Consider the following 19980-nt stretch of genomic DNA (forward strand, 5'->3'; position numbering starts at 1 on the left):
CATGAACATTGCCAACTGGCTGCACGACACCCAGCGTCGGGCCCCCCAACGCCCGGCGCTGTTCAACGGCACCACCCAAGTGGCCGACTACGCCACCTTCGCCGCCCACGTGCGCCAACGCGCCGCGCACCTGGTGGACCAGCACGGCCTGGTGCCGGGGGACGCGGTGGCGCTGCTGATGAAAAACAGCTGCGACTATCTGGAATTGCTCTATGCCATCTGGTGGATGGGCGCCGTGGCAGTGCCGATCAATGCCAAACTGCACCCCAGCGAAGCGGCGTGGATTGCCGATAACGCCGAGGCACGCTTGATCTTTACCGATGGCGGCCGGGTGTTTTCATCACGGGATTTGCCCCCGCGCTGCAAGGAGCTGGACGGCCACCTCTTACCTCTCAACACTGGCTGGCCGACCCTGGAGCAACCGGTGCCACGCCACGACCAGGACCTCGCCTGGCTGTTCTATACCTCCGGCACGACAGGGCGCTCCAAGGGTGTGATGCTGTCCCACGGCAACCTGGTCGCCATGTCGCTGTGCTACGCCACAGATGTCGATGCGGTCAGCGCCGACGATGCCGCGGTGTATGCCGCGCCGATGTCCCACGGTGCTGGCCTGTATAACTTTATCCATGTGCGTTGCGGTGCACGCCACGTGGTGCCGGCCTCCCATGGCTTCGACGCCGCCGAGCTGTTCGGGCTGGCCGAGCAGGTGGGCAATGTGTCGCTGTTTGCCGCGCCGACCATGGTCAAGCGCATGGTCGAGCAGGCACGGCGCCAGGATTATCACGGCGCTGGCATCAAGACCATCGTGTATGGCGGCGGCCCGATGTACCTGGCCGATCTGCGTGAAGCCGCCGACACCTTCGGGCCGCGCCTGGTGCAGATCTACGGTCAGGGCGAGAGCCCGATGACTATCAGCGTGTTGCCCCGTGCAGTGATTGCCGATCGCCAACGCCCCGACTGGGCCAGCCTGGCCGCTTCGGTGGGCCACGCGCAGTCCTGTGTGGAAATCCGTATTCTCGATACTGCGCACCAGCCTTTGCCCACCGGTGAGCGCGGCGAAATCGCGGTGCGTGGCGCCACCGTGATGCAAGGCTACTGGCGCAACCCGCAAGCCACTGGCCAAACCTTGGTGGACGGCTGGCTGCTGACCGGTGATATCGGCTATCTAGACGCAGCCGGCTATCTGACCCTGACGGATCGCTCCAAGGACGTGATCATCAGCGGCGGCAGCAACGTCTACCCGCGTGAAGTCGAGGAAGTGCTGGCCCAGCATCCGCAGGTGTTTGAGGTGTGCGTGGTGGGCGAGCCGGACGCTCAGTGGGGGGAGTCGGTGGTGGCGTTTGTGGTGACGCGCAGCGGCCAGCCCCTGGATGAGGGTGAACTCACCGCCTGGTTCCTGACGCGCATGGCCTCGTTCAAGAAACCGAAAAAATATGTATGGCGCAGCGACTTGCCCAAGAACAGCTACGGCAAGATTCTCAAGACCGACTTGCGGCAGTGGTTGAAAGCAGCGAGTATCGCCGCGCTTTGACATGGATCGATAATCAGACAAGGAGTCCCCACGATGGGCAATCCCGCACAAGACACTGTCCGCAAGCGCCGCCGAGCGTTTCTGGGCGCCACCTCGGGCCACTTGATCGAGTGGTACGACTACGGCGTCTATGGGTTTCTCGCGGTCTATATCGGCCAGGCGTTCTTCGTCTCCGATGACCCCACCACCAGCCTGCTGGCCAGCTTCGCCGCGTTTGCCCTGAGCTTTTTTATCCGCCCTCTGGGTGGGCTGTTCTTCGGCCCGCTGGCAGACAAGATCGGCCGGCGCAAAACCCTGATCATGGCGCTGGTGATGATGACCGGTTCCACGGTGATGCTGGGGTCGTTGCCGACCTACGCCAGCCTGGGCATCGCCGCGCCGATCCTGCTGATCCTGGTGCGCTGCGTGCAGGGCTTCTCGGCGGGCGGCGAAATCGGCACGGTCACCAGCTTTATCTCCGAATACGCAGGGCCCGGTCGCCGCGGCTTCGCCACCTGCTGGTTGATGGTCACCGCTGTGCTCGGCCTGTTGCTGGGCGGCGCGGTGGCCAATGGCATGACCTGGGTGCTGGGCGCCGAGGTCATGCAGGAATGGGCCTGGCGCGTACCGTTCCTGATCGCTGCGCCCCTGGGCTTTATCTCCATGTACATCCGCCTCAAGCTTGAAGACAGCCCCGAGTTTTTAGCCCTGCAACGCGCCGGGCAAACCTCGCGGGCGCCGCTGCGGGAGGTCTGGCAGTGGAAGCGCGCGATTGCCCTGGTGTTCTTTATCATCACCTTGCACAGCTCGATCTTCTACCTGGTGCTGACCTTCGCCTCGACCTACATGGCCAAATTCCTCAAGTTCGACAGCGGCACCACCTTGCTCTACGTGTTCGTTGCCAGTTTCTCGGCCGCCTTCGTTATGCCGTTTGGCGGGGCATTTACCGATAAATACGGGCGCAAGCCGTTCCTGATGGTGATCGGCACGCTGGCGACCCTGGCGATGTTCTGGCTGTTCAAGTCGGCACCCACCGCGACCCCGGCGTCGTTCTTCGCACCGTTGATGGCGGTGGCGATTCTGTTCGGGCTGTATGCGTCGTCGACCTACGCGTTGATGAGTGAGCTGCTGCCGACGCGGATTCGCTCCACCGGCATTGCAGTGGCATACAACGTGCCGGTGGCGGTGTTTGGCGGCAGTGCGCCGTTGATTTCCACCTGGTTGATCAAGGTGACCGGGGACATTACTTCGCCGTGGTACTTCTACGTGGCCACCGGGGTGGTGTCGCTGGTGGCATTGGTGGTGTTGCACAAGGAGGATTTTGTCGCCAGCGGTCATTCGGCGCTTGTGCCCGCCGATGTGGGAGGGGGCTTGCTCCCGAAGACGGCCTCATAGTCGACGCTTATCCAACTGATGCAGCACGATCCAAAAAAGGTGGCCAGCCGTTGTTGTGATGAGAATGGGTCATTTCCAATGAATTGACCCAAGGTTTTGGCGATGAGCTATACCTTAATCGGTTCGATGCTCGCACACCGCCTTAATCAATGATCAACAAGGAAGAGACCACTATGAGCGATGTTCAACTGATCACCAGCGTATCCATTCAAAGCCTCACCGAGCTGTTGCAGGAAGCCGGGTATCGGGTCAACCAGTCTGAGCAGAACGGCGTTGTGCAATTGCTCAGCGCCAGTCAGGGCATCGGTTTTGCCGTGCGCTTTGGCAACCCGGCGGCCGAGCAGGGCAGTTATGTGGACTTTACCTACAGCTGCGCCCTGCGGGTGCAGGGTGAATTGCCCGAGGGCCTGGCTCAGGTGTGGAATGCCTCGCGGCGCTTTGCGCGGTTGTCGGTGCAGGGTGAGTTTCTGTTGATGGAGATGGACGTGGTGGTGGCCGGTGTCGGCGCTTCGCATCTGCGTAGCCAGTTGGAACTGTGGGACCGCCTGTTGCAGGAATTTATCGTCTACCTGCGCGAATACAGCCAGCAAGCCGCGCAGTTGCAGGCCCAGGCCGCAGCCGCGCCGCTCAGTGAGAGTGCATCCGCCTGATTAAATGTGGGAGGGGGCAAGCCCCTCCCACAGGTACATCGTTCACACTGGGGGTGCAGTAACATACCGAAAACAGAGTGAAGTGCGATGCTCGCCACCCGTTTGACCCTGATCTGCCACGCCATCACCCCCCTGCAAAAACATGGGCGTTTTCCCGACGATGAGTCCGTCTCGATGGACTGGCAAAGTGCTGCTTGCTCCCTGGCCGGACGCTACAAAAAACAGCCACGCCTGCTCTGCGGCCCCGAAGCCAGGGCCCGCCAGACAGCCGGCTTGTTCGGCGCCCACGCCGAGGTTGAAGTGGCGTTGCGCGATGTTGATCTCGGTTTATGGAAAGGCCAGGACATCAGCCAACTCGATAGCCAGGAATTAAAGGCCTGGAGCGCCGACAGCACCCGCGCACCCCATGGCGGCGAGTCGGTGGATCAGCTCTGTGCGCGTGTGGGCCAATGGCTCGCATCGCTCGAAACCCACCCCGGCCATACAGTCGCCGTGACCCACCCGTTCGTGATTCGCGCCGCGATACTCTCCGTCATGCAGTTCCCGGTCTCGATGTTCTATCGGGTCGACGTCGAGCCCCTGTCGGCCACTGAGTTGCGCTTCAATGGCGTGTGGCGCCTGCGCCTGGAAACTCACGCCTGACGTGCAGATCATGGCAAAATCAACGCCCCGCACTGAGAGCACCCCATGAAACGCATCCTGATCATCGGCATTGGCGCCGGCAACCCTGACTACATCACGATGCAGGCCGTGAAGGCGCTGAACCGTACCGACGTGTTCTTCCTGATGGACAAGGGCCAGAGCAAGGACAAGCTGATCGACCTGCGCCGTGAGATCTGCCAGACCTACATCACCGAGCCCGGCTACCGTTTTGTCGAGGCCGATTGCCCTGAGCGCGTACGCGGTGAAATCGACTACACCACCGCCGTGCAGGACCTTAACCGCGATAAGCAGCACACCTTCGAGCGCATGATCAACGAAGAAATGGCTGACGGTGAAGTGGGGGCGTTCCTGGCCTGGGGGGATCCTGCGCTGTACGACAGCACGATCCGCATCCTGCAGGCGATTCTTGCCAGTGGCCGCTGTGTGTTCGAGTTTGAAGTGATCCCCGGTATCACCAGTGTGCAAGCGCTGGCGGCGCAGCATAAGGTGCCGCTCAACCGTATCGGCAAGTCCATCGAAATCACCACTGGGCGCCGGTTGGCGGCGGGGCAGGCGAGTGATGCCGATACCCTGGTAGTAATGCTCGACGCCGAAGATTCCTACCGCAGCGTGGCGAATCAGGACCTGGATATTTACTGGGGCGCCTACCTGGGCACGCCTGACGAAATCCTGATCAGCGGTAAAGTGGCCCACGTGGCAGAAGAGATTGAACGGGTACGCAAGGCGGCGCGCCTGGAAAACGGCTGGATCATGGACACCTATTTGTTGCGCAAACCCTGAGGTAAATCCGATGCTCAAACAGCTTGCCCTTGCATTGGCCCTGGTGGCCGGCGCCGTTCATGCCGACACCGGCTTGCACACCGACTTGCCGTTGTCCTACCTGGAACAAACCCAGAGCGATGCGCGCAACCAGCCGCTGGTGATCTTCCTGCATGGTTTTGGCAGCAACGAGGACGACCTGTTTGGTATCAAGGACGCGTTGCCATCCACCTGGACCTACCTGTCGGTGCGTGCGCCGCTGCCGGTGGAACCGCACGGTTATCGTTGGTTTACCAAGACTGATGAGCCTGAGTACAACGGCGAGACCGATGAACTGTTCAGCAGCGCCCGACTGATCAAGGACTTTGTGGTCAAGGCTACCGCCAAGTACCACACCCAAAGCGATCGGGTATTCCTGGTGGGGTTCAGCCAGGGCGCGATCATGTCTTACGAGGTGGCCTTGCGTGAACCCGAGTTGGTACGCGGTATCGCCGCGCTCAGTGGCAGCGTGCTACCGGTACTCAGGTCTGCGCTGAAGCCTGATGCGTCCATGGGCAAACTGGCGATTTTTATTGGCCATGGCACTTTGGACCAGGCGCTGCCCTTCAGCTCGGCCACGCAGGCAGATAAGGTGCTGGTGGGGTTGGGGCTCAAGCCGGAGTTTCATGAATACCCGGGGATGAATCACACGATCAGCGAAGCGGAAGTGCAGGACTTGAAAGCCTGGCTAGAGAAAAGCTTGAAGTGAAATGCAGTAAAAAATGTGGGAGGGGCGGTTACTTGCCGCCCGTAATCTGCTTCACCAATGCCGCATGCCCCTTCACATCATCGGCCCGGGAAATCGCCTGGATCACCAGCAGATGGTTGCCGGAACCACCCAGGAACGTGGAGTTCAAGGTCTTGCCGCCGCCCTGGGTAGCGCTGCTGTCAACCTGGCGCAGGCCCAGGCCCTTGTAAGTGAGTTTCTTCTCGCCCAGCTTCTTGAAGTCGGGCAGGGCGGCGCTCTGGTCCTTGACGAAATCGGCCACGGCACCATCAAGGAACTGCGGGTCGTTATCCTTGATGGTTGCCCCATCGTTGCGCACGGTTTCGGCGACGATCACCACACTTTTCGTTGTCGAGTTGGCATACAGCGTGCCCTGGGTATCAGCGGTGCCGTCCTCAGCCTTGCCGGAGGGCAGGGCGTCAGCGCTGTAGGCCTTGGGCAGGTTGAAGGTGAACTTGCCACCCAGGGTGGAGATTTTTTGCGTGGTTGGCTTGGCGGCAGCGAACACGCTGCCGGCGGTAAGCGCGAGGGCCAGCAGCACTGCGGTCTTGGTGAACGTGGCCATGTGGCGCTCCAGGGATGAACGAAATTGCGGCGTATTCTGTCAGAAAATTCGCAATTTCGTTCATTCTCCATGTCACACCTTGTCGGACTCTTCCTCAAGCCTGTCCATCTCAAACAAGCGCGCCAGTTCCGTACGGGCTTCCTGAGCGGTTTGCATGACTTTGGCTGCATCGTCGTACACTGCGTGTTGCGCGGCGAGCACTTGCTGGTCGTGGGTCTTGAAGCGGTTGATGCGCGCGTCGGCCTGAGCCTGGCTCAAGCCAAGGCCGACCAGGGTGCGGCGGCTCATTTCCAGGCTGGAGTAGAAGGTTTCGCGCACCGGTGAAGCGTCCAGGTCCACCAAGCGGTGTACGTGCTGGCGGTTACGGGCACGGGCGATGATCTTCATGTGCGGGTAGAGGCTGCGCACCAGAGCGGCGGTCTTGATGTTGATCTCCGGATCGTCCATGGCAATGACGAAGAATTCCGCCTGATCGACCTTGGCCGCGTGGAGAATTTCCGGGCGCTGGGGGTCACCGTAGAACACCGGCATACCGCCAAAACTGCGGGTCAGCTCGATGGTTTCCACGGAGGTGTCGAGGGCGATAAACGAAATGTTCTGCGCCCGCAGGATCCGCGCCACAATCTGGCCCATCCGCCCCATGCCGGCAATGACCACGCGGGGCGCGTCGCTTTCGATGGCGCGGTATTCCTCCGGCACTTCCACCGACTTGACCTTGGGTTTGAACAGCTTCGGACACACCAGCAGCAACAGCGGGGTCAAGGCCATGGACAGGGTGATGGTCAGCACCAGCACATCGTAAAGGTGTGGTTCGAACAGGCCTTGGTCGCGGCCGATCTTGAACACCACGAAGGCGAATTCACCCCCGGCTGCCAGTACCACGCCGAGGCGCAAGGCGCTTTCGCGATTGAGATCGCCGACCATGCGGCCAACGGCGTATAGCAGGGGCAGTTTCAACCCGATCAACAGCAGGGTCAGGCCGATCACCACCAGCGGCGTACTGAGCAGCAGGCTGAGGTTGGCGCCCATGCCCACGCTGATAAAGAACAGCCCCAGCAGCAGGCCCTTGAAGGGTTCGATCTGGGATTCCAGTTCGTGGCGGTATTCCGAATCTGCCAGCAGCAGGCCGGCGAGGAACGCCCCCAGGGCCATGGACACGCCCACCAGCTCCATCAGCCAGGCGGTGCCGATCACCACCAGCAGCGCGGTGGCGGTGGATACTTCGCGCAGACCGGTTTTGGCGACGATGCGAAACACCGGACGCAATAGGTAGCGCCCGCCGATGATCACCACGGCGATGCTGCCCAGTACCTGCAAGCCATGGCGCAGGCCCTCGGCTTCGGTGGTTGGGTGACTGCCACCGGCCAGCAAGGGTACGAGGGCGATCAGCGGGATGGCCGCGATGTCCTGAAACAGCAGGATGGCGAAAGCCAGACGCCCGTGGGGCTGGTTAAGCTCCTTGCGCTCGGCCAGGCTTTGCAGGCCAAACGCGGTGGAGGACAGCGCCAGGCCCAGGCCCAGCACGATGGCACTGTTCCATGGCTGGCCAAACAGCCACAGCGCCACCGCGCCCATGACCAACCCAGTGAGCAGCACCTGGGCCAGGCCGACACCGAACACGGCCTTGCGCATCACCCACAGGCGTTTGGGCGACAGCTCCAGGCCGATGATGAACAACAGCAGCACCACACCCAATTCAGAGAACTGCGCCACGCTTTGCGGGTTGCCGATCAGGCCGAGTACCGACGGGCCGATGATCACACCGGCAAACAGATAGCCCAGCACCGCGCCCAATTGCAGGCGCTTGGCCAGGGGCACGGTGAGCACGGCAGCGAGCAGGAACACTACGGCCGCTTGTAACAGGTTGCCTTCATGGGGCATTGCGAACTCCATTGTTTACTTGGATCAACGGCTAACTATTGCTGTGGCGAGGGAGATAGGGCGCTATTAGAACGCTTTTTCACATTTTGAAACTTGTATTTTTGTCGCGACAGTCAATGGATGTTGGTTGTTACCCCATTCGATCACGGGTTTTACGAAAGTATTAATACCATTTAATTCAATGACTTTTCCGTGGCTCTACTAACGTTTCGACAAACTGGATTGTTAGTCAACACGGTCAGGTATTTCGAATTCGATGCGTGTGGAAGGTTAAACCCGGGCTTTTTACGCATTCATGGACGAAACGCTTGCACCACAAGGAGTAGAACGTGGATAGAAGACTTGCGACTGCCGCTGTACCTCGTATTTCTGCGCTTTCTCTTGCTATCCGCCTGGGCGTGGCCGGTTTGGTCATGGGCTTGGCGAGCCCGGATGTGTTCGCTGCCTGTACCCCGGCAAGTCCTGCAGCCGGCGCGACGGTGACCTGTACGGGCGTGCCGTCATTGCCATTGTTCCTCAACACCTTCAGCAGCGCGGTCAACGACCTGACGGTCAACGTCAGCGCCGGAGCGCAACTCAATGCGACGCTGGGCGGCAAAGCGTTGACCCTGACGGGTAACAACGCGACGTTGAATAACTCCGGCACCATTGACCCGGCACTCCTGGGATTGGTTTCAGTGCTGAGCGGTGGCGTAGTGATCGGCAACACGGCAGCCAGCGCGTTGAACATCACCAACACCGCCACCGGCATCATGCGCGGTACCGGTGCGCTGCTCGGGCTCAACCTGGCCTCGCTCGATGGCATGGCCCTGAACGCCACCAACGGTGCAGGCGGCATCACCACCATCGTCAACAACGGCACCATCGGCTCTTCGTCCTTGCTCGGCCTGACCCTGTTCACTTCCGACACCCCAGTGGTGGCGGTGCAAGGCGGCGGGCAAGTCAACATGACCAACAACGGCACCCTGACCGGGCGCGTGGCGTTCGAAAGCTCCACCGCTGGTAACACTTTCCTCAACACCGGGACTATATCCGGCGGTGTGTCGATGGGGGCCGGTAGCACCAACACCTTCACCGCTGTCACCGGTTCAAGCGTAACGAACGGCGGCGGCATCGGCGCGAGCCTGGGCGGACTGCTCGGTGTGAACCTGACATTCGCGCCCACCGGCCAAGTGGATGGTGGCGCGCTGGGCAGCAACACCTTGATCTTGCAGAACACCACGGGTGTCGGCGGCGGTATCACGGGGACTGGCACAGCGTCGAGCGCCAACTATGTCAACTTCAACAACCTGACCATCAACAGCGGCACCTGGACCCTGCAAGGGCCTTTGGTCAGCGGCAGCACGACCCTCAATGGCGGCATTTCGCAGTTCAATAACAACACCACCTTCGGCACTGGTGTGTTGACCGTCAACGGCGGGACCATCGAGGCCACCGGCAATGGCTTGACCCTGTCCAATTTGCTGACCCTGGGCACTGGCGGCTTGACGGTGCAGGGTGCCTCGACCGGGCTGACCCTCAGCGGCGTGCTCTCGGGCGCGGGCGGCTTGACCAAGGCCGGTACCGGGCAACTGATCCTCAGCGGCGCCAATACTTACACAGGTGCGACGAACCTGGCCGGCGGTTCGGTGCAACTGGGCAATAACCTGGCCTTGAGCAGCAGCGCAGTGACGGTCAGTGCAGCCACCACCTTGCAGGCCCCCGGTACTGTCAGCCTGGGTAATGCGCTGACCCTGAACGGCAACCTGACCACCGACGTCGCCGGCGCGCTGACCTTGGGCGGTGCGATTTCCGGCGCCAGTGGGATCACCCACAGCGGTGCGGGCAGCCTGACTCTCAATGGCGTCAACAGCGGCTACAGCGGCACCACCAGCCTGGGCGCCGGCACACTGGTGCTGGGCAATAACACCGCATTGGGCAGCGGTGGCTTGAGTGTGACGGGTGCCGCAAACCTTGATGCTGGCGGTGCGTCGTTACTCACCAACAACGTGGCGCTGGGCGCCAACCTGACGCTGACCGGCACCAACCCGCTGACGTTGGGCGGGGTGATGTCCGGCGCCGGCAGCTTGATCAAAACCGGTGCGGGCCTGTTGACCTTGACCGGCAACAATACGCGCACCGGGATTACTGCGCTGAATGCCGGTGGGCTGGTGGTAGGTTCCGCTACCGCGTTGGGTTCCGGAGCATTAAATGCGGCGGCGGGCACGACCCTGGACGCCAGCACGGCCGTCACCTTGACCAATGCGGTCAACCTGGCGGGCAACCTGGGCATCGGCGGCACCGCCGATCTGACCCTGAGCGGTGGCATCAATGGTGCCGGTAGCCTGACCAAAGCCGGCGCGGCCAACCTGATTCTCAGTGGCGCCAATGGCTTCCTGGGTGGCACCACCTTGAATGCAGGCACACTGACCGTCGGCAGCAACTCGGCGCTAGGCCTTGGCGACCTGACTGTCGGCGGCGCGGCGACTCTGGACAGCAGCGCGGCGGTTGCGCTGAGCAATGGCATTGTCCTCAATGCCGGGCTGACCGTTGGCGGCACCAATGCGCTGACCCTGGGCAATACGATCAGCGGCGCGGGCCCGCTGATCAAGGACGGCCTGGCCAATCTGACCCTCAACGGCACCAACACCTTCAGCGGTGGCGCCACCCTCAATGCCGGTACCTTGACCCTGGGCACATCGGGCGCGCTGGGCAGCGGCGCCTTGACGGTCGGCGGCGCAGCCACCCTGGACAATAGCGCGGCCTTCGGGATCGGCAACGACATTGCACTGAATGCCGACTTGAGCCTCGCGGGCAATAACGACCTGGCGCTGAACGGCGTGATCAGCGGCGCGGGTGCGCTGATCAAAAATGGCCTGGCCGATCTGGCGCTGTCGGGCAGCAACACCTTCACTGGCGTCGTGGATATCCTGTCTGGCAGCGTCACGCTGTTGAGCGCCGATGCCCTGGCGGGCAGTTCCGGCGCCAACGTGGCAGCCGGTGCGGCGCTGAACCTGAATGTCGATTCCAGCCTGGCCGGCCTCAGCGGCACGGGCGACGTGGCGGTGGGCGGTGGTTTCAATCTCACCGTAGGCGGCCTGAGCACCAGCAGTACCTTTGACGGTAGCCTCAGTGGCGCGGGTGGCTTGATCAAGGTCGGCACCGGCACGCTGGACCTCACCGGGATCAACGGCATCAGTGGTAACACGGCAATCAACGCAGGCACCTTGAACCTCACCGGTTCCCTGGGCAGTGCGGTGGTTGACGTGAATAGTGGCGGCACGCTGACCGGCAGCGGTTCGCTGTTGGGTGCGGTGAATATCAACAACGGCGGGCACTTGGCCCTGGGTAGCGGCGCGACCTTATCCGCCGGCAGCTTGAACATGAGCGCCGGCGGCAATCTGGATGTGGCCCTCGGTGCACCTTCGCTGACTTCGTTGCTGAATGTCGGTGGCAATGTGAACCTGGCCGGTAATCTGAACGTCAGCGATGCCGGTGGTTTCGGTGCCGGTGTGTATCGGTTGATCAACTACACCGGCAGCCTGGCCGGCGCATTGAACGTCAACAGCGTGCCGTTGGGCTATGGCCTGGGTGACCTGTTGGTACAAACCTCGGTGGGCAACCAGGTCAATCTGGTGGTGTCGGCACCGAACATCCGTTTCTGGGACGGCAGCAACACCGTGCCCAACGGCAGTGTTGACGGTGGCAGCGGCACCTGGACGGCGGGCGGCACCAACTGGACCTCGTCCGACGGCATTCTCAACCAGACCTGGGGCGGCGGTTTTGCGGTGTTCCAGGGCGCGGCGGGTACCGTCAGCGTGGAGGGTGCGCAGACCCTTACTGGCATGCAATTCGTCACCGATGGCTACAATCTGGTCAATGGCACCGGGGGGCAATTGAGCACCGGCAGTGGCAACTTCGCGGTGCGTGTCGACCCGCTGGCAACCGCGACCATTGGCGTCGATATCACCGGGGCAGGTGCCCTGAATAAACTCGATACCGGCACACTGGTACTCGGTGGCGCCAACAGCTACACCGGTGGCACCTTGCTCAATGGCGGTACGTTGGTGGTCGGCAGTAACACCGCGCTGGGCACTGGCGCCCTGACCGCTGCGGCGGGCACCACGCTGGACAGCAATACCGCGGCAGCGCTTGGCAATGACGTCACCCTCAACGGCGACCTGAACCTGGCGGGCAGCAACGCGTTGGCGCTCAACGGCGTGATTGGCGGCACGGGCGGCTTGATCAAAAATGGCGCGGCCACTGTGACCCTGGGTGGCAGCAATACCTTCCTTGGCCCGGTGGCCTTGAATGCGGGTGGTCTGGTGCTGGCGGCCAATAGCGCGTTGGGCGCTGGCGTGCTCAATGCGGCAGGCGGTACAACCCTGGATGCAAGCACTGCGCTGAGCGTCAACAATGCAATCAACCTGGCGGGCAATCTGGGCATCGGCGGCACCGCCGACCTGGCCCTGACGGGGGCGATCAATGGCGCCGGCAGCCTGACTAAAGACGGCGCTGCCAACCTTACCCTGACGGGTGCCAATGCCTTTCTCGGCGGTACCACACTGAACGCCGGGACGCTGACCCTGGGCAATGCGGCGGCGCTGGGGCTGGGCAATCTGATCGTTGGTGGCGCCGCAACCCTGGATAACAATGCAGCCTTGACCATCGGTAACAATGCCGTCCTGAACGCGGCGCTGACCGTAGCCGGCAGCAATGACCTGACCTTGACTGGCCTGCTCAGTGGCACTGGCGAGCTGGTCAAGAACGGCGCCGCCGACCTGACGCTCAACGGCGTCAACACTTATCAAGGCGGTACCACCCTCAATGCGGGCACCTTGACCCTCGGTACGGCAGCGGCGCTGGGTACCGGCGCTTTGACGGTCGGCGGTGCGGCCACCTTGGCCAACAGCACACCGCTGGTGCTGGCCAACGCGGTCAACCTCAATGCAGGCCTGACAGTGGGCGGTCTCAATAACAACCTGACCCTTGCGGGTGTACTGGCAGGCAGTGGTGACCTGATCAAAACCGGCACGGCTGATTTGAGCCTGACTGGCAACAACACCTTCAACGGCTTGTTCGATGTGCAATCGGGCAGCCTTACCACCGTGGGCAATGGGGCATTGGGTGTCGGTGCCGGCGTCAATCTGGCGGGCGGTACCTCCCTGAACCTGGGCGGTACCGCCAGCCTGGGCGCGCTCACCGGCACAGGGCTGGCGACAGTCGGGGCGGGCAGCACATTGAGCGTTGGCGGTAATAACCTCGACAGCACGTTCGACGGCGTATTGGCCGGGCTCGGCAACTTTGCCAAGGACGGCACGGGCGCCCTGACCCTTGGTGGCCTCAGCGCGCTCACCGGCGATACGCTGGTCAATGGTGGCAGCCTGCTCGTCAACGGCTCATTGGCCAGCGCCAATGTGAGCGTGGGCAGCGGCGCAACCCTGGGCGGCACCGGTACCTTGCTGGGCAATGTGGTTATCGCCGATGGCGGCCACCTGGCGGTCAACTCGGGCGCTACCCTGACCACCGGCTCGTTGTTGCTCAATGCCAACTCCAACCTGGATGCCGGCCTTGGCGCGCCATCCACCGGCGGTACGGCACTGGTACAAGTCAACGGCAATCTGACCCTGGACGGTACGCTCAACGTGAGTGACATCGGCGGCTTCGGCACCGGTATCTATCGCCTGATCGACTACACCGGCGGCCTGACCAACAACGGCCTGCAACTAGGCAGCCTGCCGGTGAATATCCCAGCCGCTGATCTGGACCTGCAAACCGCCATCGGCAACCAGGTCAACCTGTTGGTCAACGGCAGTACCAACGTGCAGTTCTGGGACGGCAGTCAAGTCACCGGCAACGGTGCCATCGAAGGCGGCAGCGGCATCTGGAGCGCAGGCACCGGCAACTGGACCGGCGTCAACGGCGCATTCAATACAACCTGGGCGCCGAACAGCTTTGCGGTATTCCAGGGCACAGCGGGCACCGTCACCGTTGACGGCGCGCAAGCTATCACTGGGTTGCAGTTCGTCACGGATGGCTACAACCTGGCGGGTGGCACGGCGGGGGCCTTGACCCTGTTCAATGGCACCGGCGGCAACACCGCCGTGCGGGTCGACCCTGGCGTCACCGCGACCCTGGGCGTCACGCTCAATGGCGGCGGTACCCTGGCCAAGCTGGACACAGGCACCCTGGTACTCAACGGGGCCAACAGCTACACCGGTGGCACCGAGCTCAATGGCGGCACGCTGGTGGTCGGCAATGACAGTGCCCTGGGCAGTGGCGTGTTGACCACCGCCAATGGCACCACTTTGGACAGCAACGCTGCGGTCAACCTGGCCAACAATGTGAACGTCAACGGTACGTTGACTGTTGGCGGCAGCAACGCCTTGACCCTGGCCGGCACCGTGGCAGGCACCGGCAGCCTGATCAAAAATGGCATCGCCAACCTGACCCTCAGTGGTAACAACACCTACGCCGGGCCAACCGCACTCAACGCCGGCGCCTTGATCCTGGGCTCCAATAGCGCACTGGGCAGTGGCGCGTTGAACGCGGCAGCCGGTACCAGCCTCGACAGCAGCACCGCGGTGGCTTTGGCCAATACCCTGAACCTGGCCGGTAACCTGGACATTCTGGGAACTGCCGACCTGAGCTTGAACGGTGTGGTCAGTGGTGCCGGCGGCCTGACCAAAACCGGTGCGGGCAACCTGACCCTTAATGGCGCCAATGCCTACCTCGGTGGCACCCAACTGAACGCGGGGTCGTTGACCCTGGGCAATGCATCGGCCCTGGGCAGCGGTGCCCTGGCAGTCAATGGCGTCGCGACCCTGGATACCAGCGCTGCACTGGCCCTGGTCAATAACACCAGCCTGAATGCTGCGCTGACAGTCGGCGGCAGCAATGATCTGAGCCTTGATGGCGTAGTCGATGGCAGCGGTTCCCTGACCAAGGCGGGCGGCGCCAACCTGACGCTCAACGGCGCCAACAGCTACAGCGGTGGCACAACCCTCAATGCCGGTACGTTGACCTTGGGCAACGCTACGACTCTGGGTTCGGGCGCCTTGACCGTCGGCGGGGCGGCGACCCTGGCCAACAGCACGCCGCTGGTGCTGGCCAACGCGGTCAATCTTAATGGCGACCTGACCGTCGCAGGCAGCAATAACCTGACCCTGGCCGGGGTACTGGCCGGCAATGCGGCGCTGATCAAAAATGGCGCGGCGGACCTGTTGCTCACTGGCAATAACAGCTTCAGCGGCCCGCTGACTGTGGCCGGCGGCAGCGTGACTACGTTGGGTAACGGCGCACTGGGCAGCACTTCCGGCGTTACTGTCGGCAGCGGCGCCAGCCTCAACCTGGGCGGCAATGCCAGCCTCAACACGCTGGCCGGCAACGGCACGGTGCAGGTGGCGGGCGGTAGCACGCTGGCGGTGGGCGGCAGCAACCTGGACAACACCTTTGGCGGTTCGCTGGGCGGTACCGGCGGCCTGGATAAAAACGGCAGCGGTGCGCTCAACCTGAGCGGCACCAATGGCATCAGCGGCGCAGCCAACGTCAACGGTGGCACCTTGAATGTCACAGGCTCGCTGGCCAGTGCCACGGTGGCGGTCAACAACGGCGCGACCCTGACCGGCAGCGGTGCTCTTGGTGGTGCCGTGACTGTCGCCGACGGCGGCCATATCGGCCTGAACACCGGCAGCACGCTGTCGGTGGGCTCGCTGGTGCTGGGCGGCAACTCCAATCTGGATGTCGGTCTAGGCACCCCAGTTGTGGGCGGCGGCACCGGGCTGCTGAATGTCGGCGGCGACCTGACCCTGGACGGCAACCTCAACGTCACCGATATCGGCGGCTTTGGCAGCGGCGTCTATAACCTCATCAACTACGGCGGGGCGCTTACCGACAACGGGTTGACCCTCGGCATACTGCCGGGCAGCGTGGTGCCGGGCGATCTGCAAGTGCAGACCGCCATCAGCAACAAGGTCAACCTGCTGGTGACTGCACCCAACACTACTGTGCAGTTCTGGGATGGCAATAACCTGATCGGCAACGCTGCCATCGACGGTGGTAATGGTACCTGGAGCACCGGCAATACCAACTGGACCAATGTCGACGGCACCCTTAATCAGGGCTGGGGCAACAGCTTTGCAGTGTTCCAAGGGGCAGCGGGCACTGTGACGGTGGACGGCACGCAGAACATCACCGGCATGCAGTTTGTCACCGATGGCTATAACCTGGCCTCCGGCACGGCGGGTGTGCTTAACCTGGTCAATGGCGGCACCGGCAACACCGCGGTGCGCGTCGATCCGAACGTGACCGCCACCCTGGGCGTCACGCTCAATGGTGCCGGTACCCTGGCCAAGCTCGACAGCGGCACTCTGGTGCTCAACGGCGCCAATGGCTACACCGGCGGCACTGCGCTCAACGGCGGCACTCTGGTGGTCGGCAACAACAGTGCCCTGGGCACCGGCGTACTGACTGCCGCGGCGGGCACCACCCTGGACAGCAACGCGGCAGTGAGCCTGGCCAATGCAGCGGTACTCAACGGCGCCCTGGCGATTGGCGGCAGCAACGCGTTGACCCTCAATGGTGGCATCAGCGGCAGCGGCAGCCTGGTGAAAAACGGCGCTGCAACCTTGACCCTCAATGGCACCAACAGCTACAGCGGCGGCACCGGCCTCAACGCCGGTCAACTGGTGCTGGGCAACAACGCTGCACTGGGCAGCGGTGCCCTGACTGTCGGCGGCGCTGCGCAACTGGATGGTGGCACTGACTTGCAACTGGCCAATGCCGTCAATCTGGGCGGCCCGCTGACCCTGGCCGGCAGCCATGACCTGGCCCTCAACGGCGTCGTCAGCGGCACCGGCAGCCTGGTGAAAAACGGCAGTGGCGCCTTGCTGCTGGCGGGTGCCAACACCTACGGCGGCGGCACCACGCTCAACGGTGGCACCACCACCGGCAACACCAACAGCCTGCAAGGCGCCATCGCCAACAATGCGGCATTGACCTTTGAGCAAGCCACCGACGGCACCTACACCGGCAACCTCACCGGCACCGGCGTACTGAACAAAACCGGCACCGGCGCGTTGCTGCTGACCGGTAACAACAGCTTTACCGGCACTACCAACGTCAACACCGGCAGCCTGTTGGTCAACGGCACCTTGAACAGCGCTGCGGTGCAAGTTGCCGGCGGCGCGACCCTGGGTGGCAGCGGCACCTTGGGCGGTGCGGTGAGCATGGCGGACGGTTCGGTGCTCAAGGCGGGCTCGGCGTCCCCACTGTCGGTGGGCTCGCTGGCCTTGTCGTCGGGCACCACGCTGGACTTCGCCCTCGGCGCACCGGGTGCTTCGAGCACTGCGGTGAATGTCGCTGGCAACCTGACCCTGGACGGAACGCTCAACGTCAGTGATGCCGGCGGCTTCGGTCTGGGTGTGTATCAACTGTTCCGCTATGGCGGCAGCTTGGTCGATAACGGCCTTACCTTTGGCACCTTGCCCGTCGCCTTGGGCAACGTGAGCCTGCAAACCGCGCTGGCCAACCAGCTCAACCTGGTGGTGCAAAATGCCCCAGGGCAGATCCAGTTCTGGAACGGCGGCACCACCAACCCCGACGGCACCATCACCGGTGGCAGTGGCACCTGGGGCCCGGGCACCAACTGGACAGACCCCACCGGTACCCAAGGGCAGGCGTCCACCAACCAGTTCGCGGTATTTGGCGGGCAGGGCGGCACCGTGACGGTTGTCGGTAACCAAGGCTTTACCGGCCTGCAATTCCTTGACGCCGGTTACACCCTGACGGCCGGCGCTGGGGGCAGCTTGAGCCCGACCAATGCGGCGGATGGCAGCCTGGCTGCGGTGCGGGTCAACTCCGGCGTGACCGCCCAGATCGATGCACCGCTGGTAGGAACCGGTGGGATCAACAAGTTGGATTCCGGCACGTTGCTGCTGACCGGCGCCAATACCTACACCGGCGGCACTACGGTCAGTGGCGGTACGCTGGTGGGCAATACCACCAGCCTGCAAGGCAGCATCCTCGACAACGCCAGTCTGGTATTTGCCCAAAGCAGTAATGGCCAATTCAACGGCACCTTGAGCGGCACCGGTGCGGTGGTCAAGCAAGGCACCGGCGCGCTGTTGCTGACCGGCAACCAGCCGTTCAGCGGTACCGTAGCGGTGCAAGAGGGCGTGCTGCAGGTGGGTAATGCGGCCAACCCAGGTGCGGTGCTCGGTGGCCAGGTCACCGTGGCCAACGGTGCGGGCCTGACCGGCAACGGCAGTGTCGGTTCGCTGGTCAACAACGGCTCAGTGACGCCTGACGGCGGCAAGTTGACCGTGGCCGGCAACTTCACCAACGCCAGCACGGGCGCGCTGAACCTGGTGATTACCCCATCCACCACCGGCTCCCTGGCCGTGGGCGGCACTGCCAACCTGGGCGGCACCTTGAATGTGATCAATTTGGCACCGTATGCCGGCGCGACCACCTACACCCTGCTGACTGCGGGCGCGGTCAACGGCACCTTTGCCACCACCAACCTGGAGAACCTGGCGTTCCTGACTACCGCGTTGAACTACAGCCCAACCCAGGTGGCACTGGCGGTCAGCCGCAACAACGTCAGCTATGCCAGTGTGGCGGCTACCGCTAACCAGCGCGGCGTGGCGGCGGCCTTGGGCAGCGGCGCAGCCGTCGGTGGCGTGGCGGTGCAGAACGCGTTGCTCAATTCTGACGTGGCAGGAGCGCGTGCAGCCTTCGACAGCTTGTCTGGCGAGATTCATGCCAGCACCGCCAGCGCGATGCTCGAAGATTCGCGTTACGTACGTGACGCGGTCAACGAGCGTATGCGCCAACCCGGTTGCTACCGCGAGGACGACCCACGCAATGCCCTGGCGCCAAGCGAAAACCGTCTGACCAGTGCCGGTTGCCACGGCGAGATGGTCGGTTGGATGCGCGTACTCGGCACCTGGGGCCATATGGGCGGTGACAGCAACACCGCCAAGCTGGATCGCAATCTCAGCGGCTTCCTGCTGGGCACCGACAAGCAAGTGGACGACGCCTGGCGCGTCGGTGTGGCCGCCGGCTACACCCGCAGTGATCTGGATGCCAAGCGCCGTAATTCCAGCGCCGATGTGGACAGCTACCACTTGATGGCCTACACCGCCTACCAGCAGGAAGCCTTCGCCGCACGCATGGGCGTGGCGTACAGCTGGCATGACATCGAAAGCAAACGCAACGTGGCGGTCGGCGGTGAGGGCCAACGCCTGAAAGCCGACTACAAGGCACGCAGTGCGCAGGTGTTCGGTGAAGTCGGCTACACCATTCAAACCGCCAGCGTGGCCCTGGAACCGTTCGCCGGCCTGGCCTACGTCAACTACGACAGCGATACGATCAAGGAGAAAGGCGGTTCGGCAGCCCTGCGTGGCGATGCCGACCAGAATATTACCTACTCGACCTTGGGCGTACGCATCGGCCAGACCCTTACCTTGGGCAACGGCTCGAAAATCACCCCACGGGGCAGCATCGGCTGGCGCCATGCCTTCGGCGATACCAAGCCTGACGCCGACCTGAGCTTCATCAATGGCGGTGGCTCGTTCAGCACCCAGGGCGTGCCGATTGCCAAGGACAGCGCGGTGGTGGAGGCGGGCCTGGACTACCAGATCAGCCAGAACGGCAAGCTGGGCCTGGGCTATTCGGGTCAACTCTCGCGCAACGACAAGGACCACGCGGTGACGGTGAGTTTCTCCCTCGGTTTTTGATCAAGGCCGAGTTTTTTCAACCGCCCGAAAGGGCGGTTTTTTTTTGAAGTAATACTGGTTCCTGAATGCAC

Annotated in this window: 9 protein-coding genes; 7 read left to right on the forward strand and 2 right to left on the reverse strand. The window is 62.9% G+C overall.

What is annotated here, in order from left to right; all coding sequences use genetic code 11:
• The first annotated feature begins 1 nt into the window (after position 1).
• From J1G33_RS20660 to J1G33_RS20685, 6 genes are all read left to right on the forward strand, one after another.
• Positions 2 to 1531, forward strand: a complete 1530-nt coding sequence (locus tag J1G33_RS20660) for an AMP-binding protein (protein WP_223018652.1) — start codon at positions 2 to 4, stop codon at positions 1529 to 1531.
• Positions 1532 to 1564: 33 nt separating this feature from the next.
• Positions 1565 to 2905, forward strand: a complete 1341-nt coding sequence (locus J1G33_RS20665) for an MFS transporter (protein WP_223018653.1) — start codon at positions 1565 to 1567, stop codon at positions 2903 to 2905.
• Positions 2906 to 3078: 173 nt separating this feature from the next.
• Entirely contained in the window at positions 3079 to 3555 is a 477-nt protein-coding gene (locus J1G33_RS20670; RefSeq protein ID WP_032876374.1) for a YbjN domain-containing protein, read from the forward strand.
• A gap of 87 nt (positions 3556 to 3642) precedes the next feature.
• Positions 3643 to 4197: a histidine phosphatase family protein gene (locus tag J1G33_RS20675; protein WP_223018654.1), complete on the forward strand. Its 555-nt coding sequence runs from the start codon at positions 3643 to 3645 to the stop codon at positions 4195 to 4197.
• A 45-nt stretch (positions 4198 to 4242) separates the two neighbouring features.
• Positions 4243 to 4998 carry a precorrin-6A synthase (deacetylating) gene (cobF, locus tag J1G33_RS20680; protein WP_148854185.1) on the forward strand — a complete coding sequence of 252 codons (756 nt, stop codon included), beginning with the start codon at positions 4243 to 4245 and terminating at the stop codon, positions 4996 to 4998.
• 10 nt (positions 4999 to 5008) lie between these two features.
• Positions 5009 to 5725, forward strand: a complete 717-nt coding sequence (locus tag J1G33_RS20685) for an alpha/beta fold hydrolase (RefSeq protein WP_005787572.1) — start codon at positions 5009 to 5011, stop codon at positions 5723 to 5725.
• A gap of 28 nt (positions 5726 to 5753) precedes the next feature.
• On the opposite strand, the gene J1G33_RS20690 is transcribed toward J1G33_RS20685, so the two are convergent.
• Positions 5754 to 6308 (reverse strand): hypothetical protein, encoded by a 555-nt coding sequence (locus J1G33_RS20690; protein WP_216091206.1) that lies wholly within the window; start codon positions 6306 to 6308, stop codon positions 5754 to 5756.
• A 72-nt stretch (positions 6309 to 6380) separates the two neighbouring features.
• Positions 6381 to 8189: a monovalent cation:proton antiporter-2 (CPA2) family protein gene (locus J1G33_RS20695; protein ID WP_078821080.1), complete on the reverse strand. Its 1809-nt coding sequence runs from the start codon at positions 8187 to 8189 to the stop codon at positions 6381 to 6383.
• A 329-nt stretch (positions 8190 to 8518) separates the two neighbouring features.
• On the opposite strand from J1G33_RS20695, the gene J1G33_RS20700 reads away from it, so the two are divergent.
• Positions 8519 to 19909 carry an autotransporter-associated beta strand repeat-containing protein gene (locus tag J1G33_RS20700; RefSeq protein WP_223018655.1) on the forward strand — a complete coding sequence of 3797 codons (11391 nt, stop codon included), beginning with the start codon at positions 8519 to 8521 and terminating at the stop codon, positions 19907 to 19909.
• Positions 19910 to 19980: the final 71 nt, after the last annotated feature.

The organism is Pseudomonas sp. P867 (assembly GCF_019891455.1).
Classification (GTDB): domain Bacteria; phylum Pseudomonadota; class Gammaproteobacteria; order Pseudomonadales; family Pseudomonadaceae; genus Aquipseudomonas; species Aquipseudomonas synxantha_A.

Excerpts from the sequence above, each read along its gene's own strand:
- J1G33_RS20660 (WP_223018652.1), top strand. The coding sequence starts at position 2 with ATGAACATTGCCAACTGGCTGCACGACACCCAGCGTCGGGCCCCCCAA.
- cobF (WP_148854185.1), top strand. The coding sequence starts at position 4,243 with ATGAAACGCATCCTGATCATCGGCATTGGCGCCGGCAACCCTGACTAC.
- J1G33_RS20665 (WP_223018653.1), top strand. The coding sequence starts at position 1,565 with ATGGGCAATCCCGCACAAGACACTGTCCGCAAGCGCCGCCGAGCGTTT.
- J1G33_RS20695 (WP_078821080.1), bottom strand. The coding sequence starts at position 8,189 with ATGCCCCATGAAGGCAACCTGTTACAAGCGGCCGTAGTGTTCCTGCTC.
- J1G33_RS20675 (WP_223018654.1), top strand. The coding sequence starts at position 3,643 with ATGCTCGCCACCCGTTTGACCCTGATCTGCCACGCCATCACCCCCCTG.
- J1G33_RS20690 (WP_216091206.1), bottom strand. The coding sequence starts at position 6,308 with ATGGCCACGTTCACCAAGACCGCAGTGCTGCTGGCCCTCGCGCTTACC.
- J1G33_RS20685 (WP_005787572.1), top strand. The coding sequence starts at position 5,009 with ATGCTCAAACAGCTTGCCCTTGCATTGGCCCTGGTGGCCGGCGCCGTT.
- J1G33_RS20670 (WP_032876374.1), top strand. The coding sequence starts at position 3,079 with ATGAGCGATGTTCAACTGATCACCAGCGTATCCATTCAAAGCCTCACC.